The organism is Cellvibrio sp. QJXJ (assembly GCF_024452345.1).
Lineage (GTDB): Bacteria > Pseudomonadota > Gammaproteobacteria > Pseudomonadales > Cellvibrionaceae > Cellvibrio.
In genome coordinates this window covers 3,772,131-3,789,090 of the sequence record NZ_CP101662.1, presented here as the reverse complement: position 1 = coordinate 3,789,090, position 16,960 = coordinate 3,772,131, and the positions used below count along the sequence as shown (strand labels likewise).

The window sequence follows — 16,960 nt, the reverse complement described above, 5'->3', positions numbered from 1 at the left end:
CCCCGATGAAATAAATCCCTGCAATAGGCCGCAAGCGGTTTACACTGCAACTATTCACCATTTTGGAACAGGCTTTGAATGACAATTCTGCGCGCCAGCAAAAGCTACAGGGCCGAAAAAGCCTTGAGCGAATAGACACGGCTCGCTAGAGTTGTTTGGCCGCCTACGGCGGCAGCCTTGTCACTTGTTAATGTTGTTTTGCAACGGGGAACTACCTTCCTTATATGTCACTAGTCGATAGTTTTGGTCGAACCATTAATTATGTGCGCCTGTCGGTGACTGATCGCTGCGACCTGCGCTGCGTCTACTGCATGGCGGAGGAGATGCAATTTCTGCCGCGCAGTGAGGTATTGAGCATTGAAGAGCTGACCACCTTGGGCGAAACCTTTGTGGCTCTGGGCGTGACCAAACTGCGTATTACCGGCGGTGAGCCGCTGGTACGCAAAGGCACCATCGATTTACTACAACGCCTCGGCCAGTTGAACGGATTAAAAGAGCTGTGCCTCACCACCAATGGCACCCACTTGCCGCAATATGCCCAGGCGATTAGGGATGCGGGGGTTGAACGAATCAATATCAGCCTCGACAGCTTGAGCCCGGCGCGTTTTCGCCAGCTCACCCGCTTTGGCGATATCAACCAGGTATTAGCCGGGATCAAAGCCGCGCAAGCGGCTGGCTTTAAGCGCATCAAACTCAACTGCGTTGCACTCAAACACTACAACGCCGATGAAGTACCGGCATTGGTGCGCTTTGCATTGGATGAAGGTCTGGATATCAGCTTTATCGAGGAGATGCCGCTCGGACGGATTGATGAACACGGGCGCGCGGCGGAATTTATCAGCAGCGATGAACTGCGCGCGCAGCTACACGACCTGCAATTGCAGCCCCTTGCCGCCAACGATGACCACAGCAGTGATAATGCCGGCCCAGCGCGCTATTGGCAGGCCGCTGGCTATAGCAGTCAGATCGGATTTATCTCGCCCCACTCCAACAATTTTTGCGGCAGCTGCAACCGCGTGCGCGTCACCGCCACCGGTCGCCTGCTGCTGTGTTTAGGGCAGGAAAATAGCGTGGATCTGCGTGCGACCTTACGCGGCAGTAGCAATCCCAATAGCGACCTGCGCGCGCAAATCATCGCCGCCATGCAGCACAAACCCGAGAAACACACCTTTGATATCAACAATGACGAACCGCAGATAGTGCGGTTTATGAATATGACAGGGGGCTGATATGTCAGCACAAAAAGAATTCGAGCCACTCAATATCTGCGTCCTTACCGTCTCCGACACCCGCAACCTGGAAACAGATACCTCAGGTCAAAAACTACAGGATTTACTCACCGCTGCCGGCCACAAATTGCATGATCGAAAATTAGTGATCGATGACATCTATCAAATCCGCGCCGCGCTCTCCAATTGGATCGTCGACCCGCTGGCGCAGGTGGTGCTGATTACCGGCGGCACCGGCTTTGCCGGGCGCGACTCGACCGTCGAAGCGGTGACCCCACTGTTTGATAAAACCGTGGTGGGTTTTGGCGAGCTGTTCCGCCAGGTCTCCTATGAGGAGATTGGCACCTCCACCATCCAGTCCCGCGCCACAGCAGGGCTTGCCAATCGCACCCTGATTTTTTGCCTGCCCGGCTCTACTGGCGCCTGCACCACCGCATGGTCAAAAATCATTGTCGATCAACTGGATGCGCGCCATCGCCCCTGCAATTTCGTAGGGCAACTGCGCTTGGAGCACTGAAAATCAGCTTTTTGGCGCTGAAATTTGCACTATTTCTGCACCTTCCTCTGGAATCCCGCCCCTAAACAGGGAGCGGAACACAGCTTGCATACCAGTTTTTTTAAAAAACCTACTCACCGCTCGCGCCTGCCACATCAAAAACCGATCAAATAACATAAATCTGACCGTTGCGACCTAAGTGGCAAGCTAATTGCTGATCACACCTGCCTGAGCTGTTTTGGCGCTTTTTGATGTACTTGTGAGCATGCATCCATGAACCATTCTTTATTGTTAGACACCGCTGTGCCATCGCTATTGGCCACCATGGATGCGCTGACCCTCGAACCGGATTTCCAATTATTTTTTAAAAAAGCCGCTGCAGCGGTGCGCACCCTATTGAATGCGGACGGTACCGCACTGATTTTGCTCGACGAAGAGAGCCAGACCTTTGAATACAAACTGTTTGAAGGCGAGCAACAACATTTATTAAGTGCGTTTAAAGGCTTTCGTTTCACCTCCACCACCGGTATTGCCGGGCGCGCACTGGCAACCAAACGCAGTATTTTCACCCGCGATTACGCCAATGCCCCCGAGGCGATTCCCCAACTGGTAAATGCAGGCCTGCAGTCCAATTTGGTGATTCCACTCATCTCCTCCGACAAGGTGCTGGGGGTTATCGCCTCCTCCTGGTTTAAACACACCGAAAAAACCGCCGAGTTATCACCGCAGTTGTTGGCGCTGGCTGAGCGCATTGCAAGCCAAATTGCCGTGGCGTGCCATCGCGAACAACTGGAGGCACAACTGCGCTCGCTGGTGACCATAGACCCGCTCACCAAGCTGTTAAATCGCCGTGGAATTCTCGATTGCCTGGATCACAGCCTGGAAAACCTGCAGCGCTACAACCGTGGTTTTGCCTTGTTTTTTATCGATGTCGACGGGCTGAAAGCCGCCAATGACCACTGGGGTCACGAGACCGGCGATGTATTACTGCGCGACTTGGCGCTGCGCTTGAGCGATGTGATGCGCAAAGGCGATCAACTCGGGCGCTTGGGCGGTGATGAATTTTTAATTATTGCAGAGTGCGACGACAGCCATATCGAACTGCTCGCCAAACGCTTTTTGCAGGCGCTGCGGGTGCCCTACGGCAGCGGGCGCAAACGCGGGCGCTTGAGCGGCAGTATTGGCGTAGTGCTGGCGCCGCAGGACGGTGTGGACGAAATTAACCTGATGCGCAAAGCCGATGCCGCCATGTACCTCGCCAAGAGCCAGGGTGGCGACCGCTTCCAACGCGCCTCGGTAAAAGCCGCGCTGCCACAGGAACAACTGATTTCGATTGTGGATGTAGAGGGCGCGCTGGAGCGCAATGAACTGCAGTTGTGGTACCAACCAATTTGCCATTTGCACGATCTGTCGCTGGTGGGGTTTGAAGCGCTGCTGCGCTGGTGCAAACCCGACGGTGAAGTAATCAGTGCCGGCCCGCTAATTCAGGCGTTTGAGTCCGCCCGTGGCGATTTGGAATACCGTATCGGCAACTGGGTATTGCGCGAAGCCGCACGCCAGATGCGCCTGTGGAACAGCAGCGAGTTGGCGCCGGATATTCATATCAACATCTCACCGCACCACTTTTTACACCCCTCGTTTTTGCTGGAGCTGCAAACCCTGTGCGAACAGCAACAGGGCTTTGGCGAGGCGCTAATTATTGAAATTACTGAAACCGCCATGCTGGAAGATCTGGAGCGCGCCAAGCGCATTATGCTGCGCTGCCGCGACTTGGGAGCGCGTATGGCGGTGGATGACTTTGGTACCGGCTATGCGTCGCTCACCTACATCAAGCGCCTGCCGCTGGATATCATCAAAATCGATAAATCCTTTGTCGCCGATTTACCCGGCAATAAGGTGGACTGGGATATCACCCAGGGCATAGTGTCCATCGCCCATGCGTTGGGCCTGACCGTGGTGGCCGAAGGGGCGGAAACCTTTGAGCAAATCAGCTGTTTGCGCGAACTCAACTGCGATCAAGTACAAGGCTATTTTATTCATCGCCCCATGCCGTTTAGCGATGCCAACGGCTGGCTGGAGCACAAGAGCAAACGCCTCGGCGCCGAGATAACCGCCAACCACTTGCCTGCCGCCAGAAGCCACAAAACAGCTGCACTTGGCAGCTTGGGGTGTAATCACCCGGCAGCGCTATTTCCGCAGGAATTGTTTGATCCGCGTTTTACCTTGGTCAACCAGCAACCGCGCTCGGCCTGATTAGATAATCAGGCTCCCGCGATTACCGTGAAATGGAAGGGAACTTAGTAGTGCACCGGCAGCCTTCGCAACATATCCTGCCGCGCGCTGATCAGTTCTTTGTAGGTTTGGATCATGGTGAAATCGACCTTGTTGCCATTGAGTTTCAACTCGGCTAACTGTCGCTCGTAATCGGAAATTTCGCGAATTAATTTATCGCGCATTAAATCGGTGCGATTCACATTAAAATCGGCTTTCAAGTTTTTACTCTGCCTTCTCATGCTTAACACTCCCTAAGAAAAACGCTCGTACTGAGACAATAAACGCACAGCAATGCAGACCCATTCCACACTGCTCGCCGGTAAAGGCTAGCTCTTGAAGCCTAGCGCAGATGACCGGTGCAAACGCGGCAAAACTTAGAATATTTTCTTCTCGGGAACCTAGAACCTTGGTTATAAAAAGAAGGGCATAAGCGGGCTCTTATTTAGCGTCCGTTTAAAAGTGTCGCCCAAGCAAACCTGCGATCACCCAGCGCATAAAAATGCGGGTTGAGAATATCCTCACGACTGTTGTACACCAGCGGCGGAAGCGTTGGAGTTGCCTCCACCACGGCGCCACCGGCAGCTTCTAAAACAGCTTGCGCGGCGGCGGTGTCCCACTCTGAGGTGGGAGCGAGGCGCGGATAAAAATCAGCAAGCCCTTCGGCGATCACACAAAACTTGAGCGAACTGCCAGCGTTGCTGGTTTCAATCGGCCCCGGCCATTGCTGCTTCATCACCTCCAATAATTCCATAGTCGCTTGGGTACCGTGGCGATGACTGAGCAATAGCGTAAGAGGTAAACCCTGAGCCGCGCGGTCATTTAAATCGCGCACCTGGATCGCCTGGGGTGTTTGCCCATGAGTGTACTTCCAAGCGCCGAGGGATTCGTGTTGTTGCGCGGCAAGCACACCCAAATAACTAATGTCCGTAGTCGGCACATGCACCACACCCAGCATTGAGCGCCCTCCATGTACCAGCGCGATATTGACGGTGAATTGGCCGTTGCGCGCGATAAATTCTTTGGTGCCGTCAAGCGGGTCCACCAACCAGTAACTGCCCCAGCTCTGACGCTCGGCAAAATCCGGCAGCTGCGCCTCCTCGGAAATAATCGGCACATTGAGCAGGGCAGGTAAACCTGCGGCGATAACCCGCTGCGCCGCCATATCCGCCGCAGTCAGCGGGGACTCATCGGCCTTGTGGGTGATATCGTAGCTGTCCTGCTGTGCGTAGATAGCCATGATCGCCTCACCGGCACGCCGCGCCAGCGCAACCAAATCAGCGATCAGCGCTGGGCTAATCGGATTATTGTCCATGGTTTGGCTCCTGCTGCGGGCACACCACTGGCGAATCCAGCAACAAGCGGCCGGCGAGCCACTCGCGCGCCATAAACAGCGCGGCGATGCTGCGGCCTTCGCACACATCGGGGCGCATAATCAATTCCAGCAAATCGGCAAGTGGATAAGGCACCACCTCTATCGGTTCCGGCTCATCGCCTTCCAGCCGCTCCGCGTATAAGTCCCAGGCCAGCACCACATTAATACCGTGCTCCATGTAGGCGGGGGAGAGGTTAATCTTCTTCAAAAACTGCAACTTGCGCGCGCCGTAACCCACCTCTTCTTTCAGTTCGCGATTGGCGGCCTCCAGTAACTGCTCGCCCGCGTCTATCGCCCCTTTGGGCAGTGCGAGGTGATAATCCTCAATGCCGGCCGCATATTCACGCACCAAAAGCACCGTATTTTCATCGAGCAGAGGTACAATAAGCACCGCCCCCGGGCCGCCGGAACAGAGTTTTTCGTAGGTGCGCTCTTCGCCATTGCTAAAGCGCAAGTGGATTTCATCGGCGCGAAACAACCGGCTGCGCGCCACTGTGGCGCGCTTGAAAATACTGGGTTTTGTAGGCATAGGCGTGTTACTAGGTTTGTTAAATACAGTTATTAATACAGTGTGTAAATTCGGTTAGAGACAATTCTATGATCAACTGGGACTTAATAGATACCGTCATGCTAGACATGGATGGTACCTTGTTAGATCTGCATTTCGACAATTATTTTTGGCTGGATCACCTACCCCAGCGCTATGCAGAAATCCACCAGGTGGATCTCGCCACGGCCAATACGCGCTTGAAAAATCATATCCAACAATACGAAGGCACCCTGCAATGGTACTGCCTGGAGTTTTGGTCCAAGGCGCTCGATGTGGATATTCGCAGCCTCAAAGAAGAGGTAAAACACAAAATTCAAATTCGCCCTCATGTCGGCGAATTTTTAATGCGCCTGCGCGCGTTAGGCAAAAAAGTGCTGCTGGTTACCAATGCGCATCCACAGAGTTTGTCGCTAAAATTGGAGATCACCCAAATTGACAATTGGCTGGATGTGATTGTTTCCTCGCACCAATTTAATGAGCCCAAAGAATCGCAAAAATTCTGGCAAGAGCTGCAAGCCTTTGAACATTTTGACCCGGCGCGCACCTTGTTTATCGACGACACTGTGCGCATTCTGGATTCCGCCAAAACCTTTGGCATTAAATATTTGCTCGGCATTCACCAACCGGATAGCAAAATTGAACGGCGTATGGAGCAGTACCCCGCCATCCACCACTTTGATGAAATTATGCCGGAAGCGGTTTAACCAATGAGTAAACAAAAACAGCATCATGATGACGACGATGACGATAAAATTCGCATCGACAAATGGCTCTGGGCCGCGCGTTTTTTTAAAACCCGCAGCCTTGCCAAACAGGCCATTGACGGCGGAAAAATTCACTGCGATGGCCAACGAATTAAACCGAGTAAAGAAGTCACTGAAGGTTTGGTGTTAACCATTCGTCAGGACCTGGATGAAAAAACTGTCGTAGTCAAAGCACTTTCCGCCCAACGGCGCGGTGCACCAGAAGCAGCGCTGCTGTACGACGAAACCGAAGAGAGCAAAATCCTGCGTGAAAAACGCAGCGCTGAACGCAAAGCGGGGTTGGGCAATTACATTATCAGCGATCATCGCCCCAGCAAAAAAGAGCGCCGCCATATTCATCGCTTTCAGCGCATCAATTTATTGGGTGCCGACGATTAATTACACAAGGAGAGCACTATGCAAGGTCGCACATTGGTATTTATTCTGTTGTTGGGGTTCAGTATTAACTGCATAGCGGAGGTTTACCGCTGGGTCGATAAAGATGGCAAAGTACATTTCACCGACAAACCACCGGCAGCCGATGCAGAAAATATTACCAAACAAGTTAACAAACAGAACCTGGACACCAGCCGTGAAGAACTGAACAAAGTGCAGCAGCTTCATCTTCAGGAAGCGCAAGCGCAAAGACAGCAGCGCCAACACGCACAAGAAATAAGTGCCAGTGAAGCTTATGCCCGTGGCGCGAATTGCACAGCAGCTAAAAACCGTCTGCGCCGCATTAGCGGCAATGTTATTTTTTTGGATGACCAGGGCAAGGTTGTCAAAACTACCGAGCAAGAGCGGCAAGCCATGGTTGCCGAATTAACCACCTATATCGACAATAATTGCAATTAGTCATTGCGATTGTTACCTGAAAGTCTACAAAAGGTTTTTTATGTCCAGCAACGATCTTCTCCACCGCTTTTTATTTGACGACTGCGATATTCGCGGTGAAATAGTGACCCTCGGCGATAGCTATCGCGAAGTGCTCAGCCACAATCCACAAGCACCGGCGATCCACCGTTTACTGGGTGAATTTCTCGCTGCCGTAAGTTTGTTATCCAGCACCTTGAAGTTTGAGGGGAAAATTATTTTACAAGCGCGCGGCGACGGCGCCATCTCTACCATTATGGCGGAGTGCAACCATCACAATAGCCTGCGCGGCATAGTACGCTTGAATAGCGATATTGAATTGAGCGATGAATTGGCACAGAGCGGCAATTTACAACAACTGCTCGGCAATGGTGTGTTGGTAATTACCATTGAACCGCAACGTGCGGAAAATTTTGGCGGCACGATTGAACGCCACCAAGGCATAGTGCCGATGGACGCGGATAACCTCGCCGGATGCCTGGAGCATTATTTTGAACAATCGGAGCAGCTGGCAACCCGCATGTGGTTTGCCGCCAATAACAACACAGTCACCGGCTTTTTAATTCAAGCACTGCCGCAACAATTAATTACCAACGAAGACGACAACCGCGACAAATGGGAAACCGTCATCGCTCTGGCGGACACCATTAAAGCCGACGAGCTGTTGGAACTGGAACACAGCACCGTGCTTTACCGTTTATTCAACGAGCATCCGCTGCGTTTATTTGAACCGAAAGCCTTACACTTTGCCTGCAGCTGCTCGCGCGAACGCAGTGCGAGTGCATTGCTGTCGATTGGCAAAGAAGAAGTAGAGGAATTATTGGTTGAACGTGGCAGCATCGATATCGACTGCCAATTTTGTAATCAACACTATCACTTTCCTGCCGATGAAATTCGCCAGCTGTTAGGCGGTAGTGTATTGCATTAATTTTATTGGCTTCCCCTCGCTATACCCGCGCAAGCGGGTATCTAGCCTCAAACAAAAATATCCAGCACCAATACCCCCATCAAACCCACTATCCCTACAATAGTTTCCATCAAGGTCCAGGATTTAAAGGTATCTTTTAAACTCAAATTAAAATATTCCTTGTACATCCAAAAACCGGAATCGTTAACGTGTGAACACATCAAACTACCCGCACCAATCGCCAATACCATTAAATTAGGGTCAGCGCCGGTGAGTGGAATAATGGGGGCGACTATGCCCGCTGCCGTTAACCCTGCGACTGTGGCAGAACCCAAGGCAATACGAATTATCGTCGCAATTAACCAAGCCAGCACCAATGGGTTTAGCGCAACGTTTTTGAGCGATAGCGCTAATTGTTCACTCACACCACTATCAACCATCACCTGCTTTAGCGCACCGGCACCGGCGACAATTAATAAAATCACAGCGATATCTTTAATGGCATCAGCATAAATACCCATGATGCGCCCCATACTCATACCGCGTTTAATTCCCAGCGTGTAAGTTGCAAGCGCCAGTGCAATCAGCAAGACGATCATGGAATTGCTGAGCAGCTGTACCCAAGGTGCCTGGGCGATTGCAGCGGGCAATATGTAAATCGCCAAACTCGATAAGGCAATCATCAACACCGGTAATAGCGAAGTAAAAAAACTGTTAGCAATACCGGGTAATTCATTGGCGGGTAAATCTGTTGGTTTGAATGTTGCCAGCGGCACGCTGTGAATATTTTTAAGCGTTGAAGTGAACACCGGGCCTGCAATAATCATGGTGGGAATTGCCACCATAATCCCGTAGAACAATGTAGTGCCCATATCCGCACCAAACTGCGGAATTAACGCAACCGGCGATGGATGTGGCGGTAAAAAACCGTGAGTCACAGACAGTGCAGCCAATAACGGAATACCCAAATACACCGCCGGTAATTTGGTTTGGTACATCACTGAAAATACCAGCGGCACCAGCAGTACAAATCCCACGTTATAAAATAATGGCAGGCCGACAATAAAACCGGTGAACATCAGCGCCCAGGTGATGTATTTTTTTCCACACCAGCGCATCAAACTACTACTGATTTGTTGCGCGGCGCCTGACTCGGCTACCAATTTTCCAAACATCGCCCCCACACACAAAATAACGGCGAGCGAGCCGAGAATACCGCCAATGCCGGCTTCAATAGTGGCGGGGATTTTATCCAGAGGAATGCCGAGCATAATCGCCGCAGCGATGGAAGCAACCAGAAAGGCTAAAAAGGGATTGAGCTTTACGCCGGTAATTAACACCACCAGCAATAAAATTGCGATAACAACAGCAGCTATGGCCATGGGATCTCCTTTTATTTATTAGTTATTTTTTTGGTCTTTTGCGAGTGAAACCGAGTCCGTCTTCGAAGGTATCTTTGCGACACGCCGTAAATCCATCCATGGAGGCTTGTCGTCGCCCGCAAGCGGACCAGCCAACGGATAAATCCGTTGTCGTTCAGCTGCGTACAAAGCATGCTTTGTAAACACTTGCTTCACCCATGTCTCCGGCAGTCTCAAAGACTGAATAGAACCCCACCTCTTGCAGTCTCGATACAGACTGCATAAAACATTTTACTGATTAAAACCGACGCGCGCGGAACTTACGCCCTTTCAATTTACCTTGACTCAAATGTTCAAGCGCTGCACGGGCAATGGATTTATCCACCGCCACGTAGGTAGCGTAATCAAACACATCGATCTTGCCGATTTTATCAAAAGGTAATCCGGCATCTTTGGTTAGGGCGCCGATAATATCACCGGGGCGCAGTTTGTCTTTTTTTCCGCCGTCGATATTCAAAGTCACCATACTAACTTCTGGCAGTGCTTTTTTATCCGCAGCAGGTAGTGGCTCCAGCGTAATCGACTGTTTCATATAATCTTCAAGACGATTAATTTTGTGAACTTCTTTTTGTACAACCAAATTCAATGCCAAACCCGATTCACCCGCGCGGCCAGTGCGCCCAATGCGGTGCACATGTACTTCACTGTCGCGCGCCAAGTCCACATTAATTACGGCATCCAAACCTTTAATATCAATACCGCGTGCAGCCACATCAGTCGCAATTAATACCGAGCAACTTTTATTGGAAAAACGTACCAATACTTGATCGCGTTCTTTCTGCTCCAAATCACCGTGTAATGCCAAGGCATTTACACCTTGCTTACGCAAATAGTCCAACAGCTCATCGCAACTTTGTTTTGTGTTGCAAAACGCAATAGAGCTTGAGGGTTGAAACGTAGCGAGCAAGGTTAATACTGCCGGGTAAACCTCATCGTCTCCGCGCAGCTCATAAAAATGCTGTTCGATTTGTGTTTCACTGTGAATAGATTCCACTGCGATCATTTGCGGGTCACGCTGGCAGCGCGCACTGATTTTTTTAATATCGTCAGGGTAAGTGGCAGAAAATAATAAGGTTTGACGCTCGGTATTGCAGGCAGCCAGTACCGCATCAATATCGTCAGAAAAACCCATTTCTAACATACGATCCGCCTCATCCAACACTAGCTGGTTAACGTTATCGAGTTTTAATGTGCCTTTAGCGATATGATCAACAATCCGCCCCGGTGTACCTACAACAATATGCGCACCACGCTCCAGTGAACCAATTTGCGGGCCAATGGAAACGCCACCGCACAGCGTGAGTACTTTTACATTGTGTGTTAAGCGCGCCAGGCGACGAATTTCTTTGGCGACCTGATCGGCTAATTCGCGGGTGGGACACAACACCAAAGCTTGCACACCAAAAAAACGCACGTTTAATTTTTCCAACAGCGCGATACCAAATGCGGCAGTTTTACCGCTGCCAGTTTTGGCTTTGGCGATAACATCGCGCCCCGCCAGTACCAGCGGCAAGCTTTGCGCTTGGATTGGTGTCATTTCGCTGTACCCCAGGGATTCAAGGTTGGCCAGCATGTCCGCACTCAGCGGTAAAGTGGAAAAAGCAGTAGGATTCACAGATGACTCGTTGATTGTGCAATAAATGGATTAGTGCAGCAGAATACCAGTAAAATCGCAGCAAGTCGCCCTTGGGGCAATTACGGATACTCGCGAATAACGCCAATCAATCACTCGCTAGCGCAGGGTTTTTATGAAGATTTCTTTGTTTGAGCGCCACTTACCCCGTGTGCAATTACTTCTATTAATTCTGCTGCTGGCACCATTTGTTCAGGCCGATGAAGACAGCGATAAACCACAGCAAAAAAACTGGGAACTGGGTTTGGGATTGGGCGCTGTTGCCGGACCCGACTATCGCGGCTCTGACGAATATCGCAGTTTTATCAGCCCTATTCCCTATTTTATTTATCGCGGCAAATATATTCGCTCGGATCGCGAGGGGGTGCGCGGTAATTTTTTTCGTACCGATCAATACGAATTCACACTCAGTGCTAGCGCATCGATTACACCAGAAACGGATAAAAGCACATTGCGTGAAGGCATGCCGGAGCTGGGATCAACCTTTGAATTAGGGCCATCCTTTAATATTAATTTAAGTGGTGAAGATTTTAGTCGCGGCTGGCACCTGCAACTACCTTGGCGTGCAGTGTTTGCGCTTGGTGCGGAAGAGTCGGGTTACATAGGGTCGATTATTCAACCGCAGTTGGTGTATCGCACCCGATTCTCAGAGTGGACATTTAGTTATCGCGCCGGCATTACTTACGCCAGCAACGATTATCATAATTACTATTACAGCGTTGCACCGGAATATGTAACTGCAGAGCGCCCTGAATTTCGTGCAAAGGCCGGTTATAGCGGCTGGAACAATAATTTCTCCCTCAGCCGCAGTTTTTCACACCAGGGTTTTCAAACCCGTTTCGCTTTTTTTATTCGCTACGACAACATTGAGCATACGGATATTACTGACAGTCCACTGGTGGTAGATGATCACAGCATGCGCGGTGGTATTGCGCTGATTTGGGTGATTAAATAATTCCCCAAGTCGCTATTTTTATAAACGGCGCAACAAGCCAAGTGTTTTTATTAACGGCATGGCTTCAAATAAACCGGATTGCTGTGCGAGCTGCCAAATTTCAAACGGTGGACGACCACCATCGGCGGGATCGGGAAATACATCGTGAATCGCCAACAAACCACCACGCACCACATGCGGCGCCCAGCAGCGATAATCTGTCAACGCAGCTGCCATGCTGTGGCCACCATCAATAAAAACCATGCCCAAAGGGGTAGCCCAATGTCGCGCTGCTAATGCAGAGGGCGCAACAATTGGCACCACCACATCTTCCAATTGTGCGCGTGCTAGCGTGTGGCGAAACTCGCGAAAGCTATCCATTTTTTCGAACTGCACATCGTACAACTGCGGATCGTGATATTCCTCGCCTAACTGGTGCTCCTCCGAACCGCGATGATGATCAATCGCATAAAGAACAGCGCCAGAATTTTTACACGCCTGACCTAAATACACAGTGGATTTACCGCAGTAACTGCCGATCTCCAAACATGGACCCAAACGAGCGGTTTCAAGCGCGGCCGCATAAAGCGCGGCACCTTCGTCCGCATCCAAAAATCCTTTTACTGTTTCAATAGCGATTGGCAGCATAATGTTTCTCACTCATAATCAAAGTACGCATTCTAACAGACACTAATACTCAATAAACTCACGACGACAACCCTAGAAAATAAACCTATGCGCCGCAGTAATACACCTTACCTGATCAAATCCATTTACAAGCGCATCAACCATTGGTACGTCCGTCGTTTTATCGCCCCGCAATTTGATAGCCTGGGCACCATTCCTGAAATTGCCCACCCACGCAGCCTGGTGATTTTCGGGCGCAATATTCACCTTGGAAAATACGCGCAAATTATTTGCGCCAGCGATAATTGTATTCGTTTCACTACCTGGCCCAGCAAACAAGCGGATGCGGAAATTCGTATTGGCAATTACTGTTTAATTTCACCCGGTGTGCGCATTTCTGCAGCGCAATCTATCCAAATTGGCGACAACTGTATGTTGGCCGCCAATGTCACTATTAGCGATAGCGACTGGCACGGGATTTACAATCGCATTCGCCCATTTCGCTGTACCAAACCGGTGGTGATTGAAAATAATGTGTGGCTAGGTGAACGTGTTACCGTCACCAAAGGCGTCCGCATCGGTGAAAATTCCGTCGTGGGCACAGGTTCGGTAGTGACAAAAGACATTCCCGCCAACTCTGTTGCCGCTGGCAATCCCGCACGCATCATTAAAACTATTAATCCCAACCGCCGCATGCTAAAACGCGAATTGTTATTTAAAGACGCCGAACATTATTTTTATAATCAGGATCAGCTGGATAAGTTTATGCTGGGCAATAATGGCTGGTGGAATTGGCTGCGCTCACTGGTAAAACCGAATCACTACGATTAATCGCGTGGGACAATTGCCACTACAGGGGGCGACATGAATAAACTTATCACTCCTTCAAATACTGCCAGCCCGCCCGCAAACATATTGACCCACCTGGGTTTTCGCAGCTTTGCGCCACATGCCTATTTACACAACTGGATTCAATGTTATTGGACTGTACAACAACCGCAACTACCCGCGCAGGGGTTTAGCGAAAAACTTTACCCGGACGGTGGCACCAATATTAATTTTCGTTTTATTGCAAACCAAATTCCGCAAGTCAGTTTTAATGCAATACAAACCCTGCATACCATGCATTTTAGCGGGAGCGTGGATCTGCTCGGCATTCGCTTTCATCCGGGTGGCGCGTTTCAATTGTTTGGTTTGGATATGCCGGGTTTGATTGGCAATCACCTTGCGGCAGAGGAACTGGATACAGATTTAAATAATGCAGGCTTACGCGAATTGCGCGAGCGTTTGGCGGAAAGTGAGAGTACTAGCCGGAGGATAGGGTTGATAGATGATTGGCTGCTACAACAAGCGGCACAGCAACTCGCAAAACAAGGGCCAATACAAACCCTTCTGCCTCAGTTATCACACTCAACTGATTCAATCGAAACCCTGAGTGCCCAAGTCAATATGGGAAGGCGTCAATTAGAACGACGCTTTCAACAAGAAGTTGGTCTGACATTGGTTCACTTGAAACAATTACAACGCATCCGCCGCGCACGGCAATTAATCAGCCTCAACCCGAACTTACCCTTGGTGGATATAGCTCAGGAAGCAGGGTTTTACGATCAAGCTCACTTTATTCGCCAATTTCAAAAAGTGCATTTACTCACACCGGGCGAGTACCGCGAGAAAAAGCGCGATAAAGAACGCCGCTGATAACCAGGGGAAAAAGCTGATTAAACATTTCACCAAGCATGTCGCAAAAATACAATTCCTTCTTGCTTACAGAGTTCATCATAGCTTCAACAACCCACCCCAAGGAGCTTATGATGAAAGAACGTATCGCCTACCAACAAGTTTACAAACTACAACCCGCGCTGGCTCAATCACTGATTGGTTTAGGTGACGCGGCAGCAAGCAAGCTGGAACATTCACTAATCCATCTGGTAAAAATACGTGCATCACAATTAAACAACTGCGCTTTTTGCCAACATATGCACGCCAACGAAGCGCGCAAGGATGGCGAAAAACAAAGTCGATTGGATGTGTTGCCGGCATGGAAAGAAGTGCCCTTCTTTTCGGCGCGCGAACGCGCAGCACTCAGCTGGGCAGAAACGCTCACTCTTTTGGCGCAAAAGGATATTCACGATGAGGACTTTGCCTTGGTGCGCGAGCAATTTTCAGAAGAGGAAATCGTAAACCTGACGGCCGTCATAGTGGCGATTAACGCCTGGAATCGTATAGCAGTAGGTTTTCATTTTTTACCAAAAATTTAACTGAATTTTTATAAAAAAGGCCGCAAAAAAGCGGCCTTGATCAATTCACACAAAATACTTAATGGAAACGACAATCCTTCAAGACCAATTTACTCGGACTACCTTGCCAGTAGTGATCGACTGTACCTGTTAATTTAGCAAACTCACCTTCCTGCAATTTTGCTGCCCGAGCGCGAGCTTCGGGCGCCATACGGCAGACAATCGGCGGCCAGAACATGGATTCTTTGGTATCGAGGGTTTCAAAAATACTATTGCGATCTATAGTCACTTTGTACCACAACTCGATAGTGCCATCATTTTCCAAAGGTGTTCCCACGGTACCATCCAACAGATAACGTTTGCCTTTGTAGTGCGCCGTAATCATTTCTGTTGTTTTACGTTTTGACATTCGATAAATATCTTTAGCTAACCAGCGTGGTTGGATTTCTACCAGCGGCTCGGGAACAATCGCCGCACGTGCCGCTGCAGCAATTTTTTCACCCTCGGCACCAGTCTTGATTCGTGCAATCATGCCGCACATACCACTGCGGATATCTTCCGGTTTCGCCGCTGTGCGCCGATTCAGTCTAGTCCGAATGCTAACATCGGCGGCAGCGCCCTTATTGACCGAAGTAAGGTAAATTAGAAACGGGTGACGCCCATTTTTCTGCTCAATGGTCAGCGTTCCTTGCGTGGCTGTTGACTCTTCTCCCAACACTTTAAATCCGTCAGCAAGTGCAATCGCACGTAACTGTCCCAGTGCACTCGCCGAATTAAGACCAGAAATTGTGGTGGACGTAGAAAACTCGGCACCGTTACGTGGATCACCTTCGGCAAGAAAATTATTTTCGCAGGTGTTTGCGCTTGTCATTTTTGCAGCGCACAAAAGAATTAATAGCGTAACTATAGGGGTAATTTTCATTGGGATTTCCTTAATCAATTAAGCCTCAGGTAGCGCACGGATGCACTCTTCACCTTAATCAGGATCTGGGCGACTATCTGTTAAAAAATGTAACCTGGATGGGCACTTTTACGCTGAGAATTTTATTTAATCTATCAATCAAATGTAGCTGTATAAAGACGATCAACAATAGCTACCGGGCGTCAGTGCAACCCGCAGCAAAGCCGCCACCGAAATGCCATCGGTAATTTCACCACGCAACACCATATCTACCGCGTCGCGCAGCGGTAATTTTCTTACTTCAATATCCTCTGTTGCCTCCAGCTGTTGCTGACCCGCAAATAAATCCCGCGCAACAAATACTACACAGAATTCATCGGTGACAGAGTTGGATAAATGCATAGTCATTAATTGCTGCCAATCGTGCGCTTGCATACCCACTTCTTCTTCCAATTCACGCTTGGCGGCATTGAGTGGGCTTTCACCCTGCGGGCAACCGCCCTCGGGGATTTCCCACGTATATTGATTGAGGCTATAGCGACTTTGTTTTACCAACCAGGTATTGCCCTCATCATCGATAGGTATCACGCCGATAGCGATATTCTTAAAATGCACCACACCGTAAATACCATCGGTTCCTTTAGGCGTTATCACCTCATTGTGCGACACACTGATCCAGGGATTTTCATACACCAGGGCGGTGCTTTTGGTTTTCCATCCACCGACTTTTTCATTCAGATATTTTTCGCTCATGTGACAACAC

General features: G+C 49.9%; 19 protein-coding genes. 11 read left to right on the top strand and 8 right to left on the bottom strand.

What is annotated here, in order from left to right; genetic code table 11:
- Positions 1-224 precede the first annotated feature (224 nt).
- From moaA to NNX04_RS16335, 3 genes are all read left to right on the top strand, one after another.
- Positions 225-1,229: a GTP 3',8-cyclase MoaA gene (moaA, locus tag NNX04_RS16345; RefSeq protein WP_007638375.1), complete on the top strand. Its 1,005-nt coding sequence runs from the start codon at positions 225-227 to the stop codon at positions 1,227-1,229.
- A gap of 1 nt (position 1,230) precedes the next feature.
- Entirely contained in the window at positions 1,231-1,746 is a 516-nt protein-coding gene (gene moaB, locus NNX04_RS16340; protein ID WP_007638377.1) for a molybdenum cofactor biosynthesis protein B, read from the top strand.
- 252 nt (positions 1,747-1,998) lie between these two features.
- A complete protein-coding gene (locus tag NNX04_RS16335) occupies positions 1,999-3,978 on the top strand; it encodes a putative bifunctional diguanylate cyclase/phosphodiesterase (RefSeq protein ID WP_261946471.1) in 1,980 nt (659 codons plus the stop codon).
- Between the two features lie 44 nt (positions 3,979-4,022).
- Here NNX04_RS16335 and NNX04_RS16330 read toward each other — a convergent pair whose 3' ends face one another.
- From NNX04_RS16330 to nudE, 3 genes are all read right to left on the bottom strand, one after another.
- Entirely contained in the window at positions 4,023-4,238 is a 216-nt protein-coding gene (locus NNX04_RS16330) for a hypothetical protein (RefSeq protein ID WP_040390962.1), read from the bottom strand.
- 203 nt (positions 4,239-4,441) lie between these two features.
- A complete protein-coding gene (gene cysQ, locus NNX04_RS16325; RefSeq protein ID WP_261946470.1) occupies positions 4,442-5,311 on the bottom strand; it encodes a 3'(2'),5'-bisphosphate nucleotidase CysQ in 870 nt (289 codons plus the stop codon).
- A complete protein-coding gene (gene nudE, locus NNX04_RS16320) occupies positions 5,301-5,900 on the bottom strand; it encodes an ADP compounds hydrolase NudE (protein ID WP_050976951.1) in 600 nt (199 codons plus the stop codon). The genes cysQ and nudE overlap by 11 nt, the downstream gene beginning before the upstream one ends.
- A gap of 68 nt (positions 5,901-5,968) precedes the next feature.
- On the opposite strand from nudE, the gene yrfG reads away from it, so the two are divergent.
- Genes yrfG through hslO form a run of 4 tightly spaced genes read left to right on the top strand, consistent with a single transcriptional unit; the run spans position 5,969 to position 8,465 of the window.
- Positions 5,969-6,625, top strand: coding sequence for a GMP/IMP nucleotidase (gene yrfG / locus NNX04_RS16315; protein ID WP_040390964.1), 657 nt, complete (start codon positions 5,969-5,971; stop codon positions 6,623-6,625).
- 3 nt (positions 6,626-6,628) lie between these two features.
- Positions 6,629-7,063 (top strand): RNA-binding S4 domain-containing protein, encoded by a 435-nt coding sequence (locus tag NNX04_RS16310; RefSeq protein ID WP_007638385.1) that lies wholly within the window; start codon positions 6,629-6,631, stop codon positions 7,061-7,063.
- 18 nt (positions 7,064-7,081) lie between these two features.
- Entirely contained in the window at positions 7,082-7,519 is a 438-nt protein-coding gene (locus NNX04_RS16305) for a DUF4124 domain-containing protein (RefSeq protein ID WP_261946469.1), read from the top strand.
- 40 nt (positions 7,520-7,559) lie between these two features.
- Entirely contained in the window at positions 7,560-8,465 is a 906-nt protein-coding gene (hslO, locus tag NNX04_RS16300; protein WP_261946468.1) for an Hsp33 family molecular chaperone HslO, read from the top strand.
- 47 nt (positions 8,466-8,512) lie between these two features.
- Here the strand turns inward: hslO and NNX04_RS16295 are convergent, their stop codons facing one another.
- On the bottom strand, positions 8,513-9,826 hold the full coding sequence (locus tag NNX04_RS16295; RefSeq protein WP_261946467.1) for a gluconate:H+ symporter: 1,314 nt from the start codon (positions 9,824-9,826) through the stop codon (positions 8,513-8,515).
- 277 nt (positions 9,827-10,103) lie between these two features.
- Positions 10,104-11,480 (bottom strand): ATP-dependent RNA helicase DbpA, encoded by a 1,377-nt coding sequence (dbpA, locus tag NNX04_RS16290; RefSeq protein WP_261946466.1) that lies wholly within the window; start codon positions 11,478-11,480, stop codon positions 10,104-10,106.
- A 133-nt stretch (positions 11,481-11,613) separates the two neighbouring features.
- On the opposite strand from dbpA, the gene NNX04_RS16285 reads away from it, so the two are divergent.
- A complete protein-coding gene (locus tag NNX04_RS16285) occupies positions 11,614-12,453 on the top strand; it encodes a MipA/OmpV family protein (protein WP_261946465.1) in 840 nt (279 codons plus the stop codon).
- 18 nt (positions 12,454-12,471) lie between these two features.
- On the opposite strand, the gene NNX04_RS16280 is transcribed toward NNX04_RS16285, so the two are convergent.
- On the bottom strand, positions 12,472-13,080 hold the full coding sequence (locus tag NNX04_RS16280) for a class I SAM-dependent methyltransferase (protein ID WP_151055729.1): 609 nt from the start codon (positions 13,078-13,080) through the stop codon (positions 12,472-12,474).
- Positions 13,081-13,167: 87 nt separating this feature from the next.
- Between NNX04_RS16280 and NNX04_RS16275 the strand changes: the two genes are divergently transcribed.
- The 3 genes from NNX04_RS16275 to NNX04_RS16265 all read left to right on the top strand — a co-directional run bounded on the left by NNX04_RS16275 (position 13,168) and on the right by NNX04_RS16265 (position 15,317).
- On the top strand, positions 13,168-13,890 hold the full coding sequence (locus NNX04_RS16275) for an acyltransferase (protein ID WP_151055727.1): 723 nt from the start codon (positions 13,168-13,170) through the stop codon (positions 13,888-13,890).
- A gap of 33 nt (positions 13,891-13,923) precedes the next feature.
- Positions 13,924-14,757 carry a helix-turn-helix domain-containing protein gene (locus NNX04_RS16270; RefSeq protein WP_007638408.1) on the top strand — a complete coding sequence of 278 codons (834 nt, stop codon included), beginning with the start codon at positions 13,924-13,926 and terminating at the stop codon, positions 14,755-14,757.
- Between the two features lie 110 nt (positions 14,758-14,867).
- Positions 14,868-15,317: a carboxymuconolactone decarboxylase family protein gene (locus NNX04_RS16265; protein WP_225318547.1), complete on the top strand. Its 450-nt coding sequence runs from the start codon at positions 14,868-14,870 to the stop codon at positions 15,315-15,317.
- 58 nt (positions 15,318-15,375) lie between these two features.
- Here the strand turns inward: NNX04_RS16265 and NNX04_RS16260 are convergent, their stop codons facing one another.
- Positions 15,376-16,218, bottom strand: a complete 843-nt coding sequence (locus NNX04_RS16260) for a hypothetical protein (RefSeq protein WP_261946464.1) — start codon at positions 16,216-16,218, stop codon at positions 15,376-15,378.
- Between the two features lie 162 nt (positions 16,219-16,380).
- Positions 16,381-16,950 (bottom strand): NUDIX domain-containing protein, encoded by a 570-nt coding sequence (locus NNX04_RS16255; RefSeq protein ID WP_007638414.1) that lies wholly within the window; start codon positions 16,948-16,950, stop codon positions 16,381-16,383.
- Positions 16,951-16,960: the final 10 nt, after the last annotated feature.

Coding starts and splice junctions, on each gene's coding strand:
- moaA (WP_007638375.1), top strand. CDS start 225: ATGTCACTAGTCGATAGTTTTGGTCGAACCATTAATTATGTGCGCCTG.
- moaB (WP_007638377.1), top strand. CDS start 1,231: ATGTCAGCACAAAAAGAATTCGAGCCACTCAATATCTGCGTCCTTACC.
- NNX04_RS16335 (WP_261946471.1), top strand. CDS start 1,999: ATGAACCATTCTTTATTGTTAGACACCGCTGTGCCATCGCTATTGGCC.
- NNX04_RS16330 (WP_040390962.1), bottom strand. CDS start 4,238: ATGAGAAGGCAGAGTAAAAACTTGAAAGCCGATTTTAATGTGAATCGC.
- cysQ (WP_261946470.1), bottom strand. CDS start 5,311: ATGGACAATAATCCGATTAGCCCAGCGCTGATCGCTGATTTGGTTGCG.
- nudE (WP_050976951.1), bottom strand. CDS start 5,900: ATGCCTACAAAACCCAGTATTTTCAAGCGCGCCACAGTGGCGCGCAGC.
- yrfG (WP_040390964.1), top strand. CDS start 5,969: ATGATCAACTGGGACTTAATAGATACCGTCATGCTAGACATGGATGGT.
- NNX04_RS16310 (WP_007638385.1), top strand. CDS start 6,629: ATGAGTAAACAAAAACAGCATCATGATGACGACGATGACGATAAAATT.
- NNX04_RS16305 (WP_261946469.1), top strand. CDS start 7,082: ATGCAAGGTCGCACATTGGTATTTATTCTGTTGTTGGGGTTCAGTATT.
- hslO (WP_261946468.1), top strand. CDS start 7,560: ATGTCCAGCAACGATCTTCTCCACCGCTTTTTATTTGACGACTGCGAT.
- NNX04_RS16295 (WP_261946467.1), bottom strand. CDS start 9,826: ATGGCCATAGCTGCTGTTGTTATCGCAATTTTATTGCTGGTGGTGTTA.
- NNX04_RS16285 (WP_261946465.1), top strand. CDS start 11,614: ATGAAGATTTCTTTGTTTGAGCGCCACTTACCCCGTGTGCAATTACTT.
- NNX04_RS16280 (WP_151055729.1), bottom strand. CDS start 13,080: ATGCTGCCAATCGCTATTGAAACAGTAAAAGGATTTTTGGATGCGGAC.
- NNX04_RS16275 (WP_151055727.1), top strand. CDS start 13,168: ATGCGCCGCAGTAATACACCTTACCTGATCAAATCCATTTACAAGCGC.
- NNX04_RS16270 (WP_007638408.1), top strand. CDS start 13,924: ATGAATAAACTTATCACTCCTTCAAATACTGCCAGCCCGCCCGCAAAC.
- NNX04_RS16265 (WP_225318547.1), top strand. CDS start 14,868: ATGATGAAAGAACGTATCGCCTACCAACAAGTTTACAAACTACAACCC.
- NNX04_RS16260 (WP_261946464.1), bottom strand. CDS start 16,218: ATGAAAATTACCCCTATAGTTACGCTATTAATTCTTTTGTGCGCTGCA.
- NNX04_RS16255 (WP_007638414.1), bottom strand. CDS start 16,950: ATGAGCGAAAAATATCTGAATGAAAAAGTCGGTGGATGGAAAACCAAA.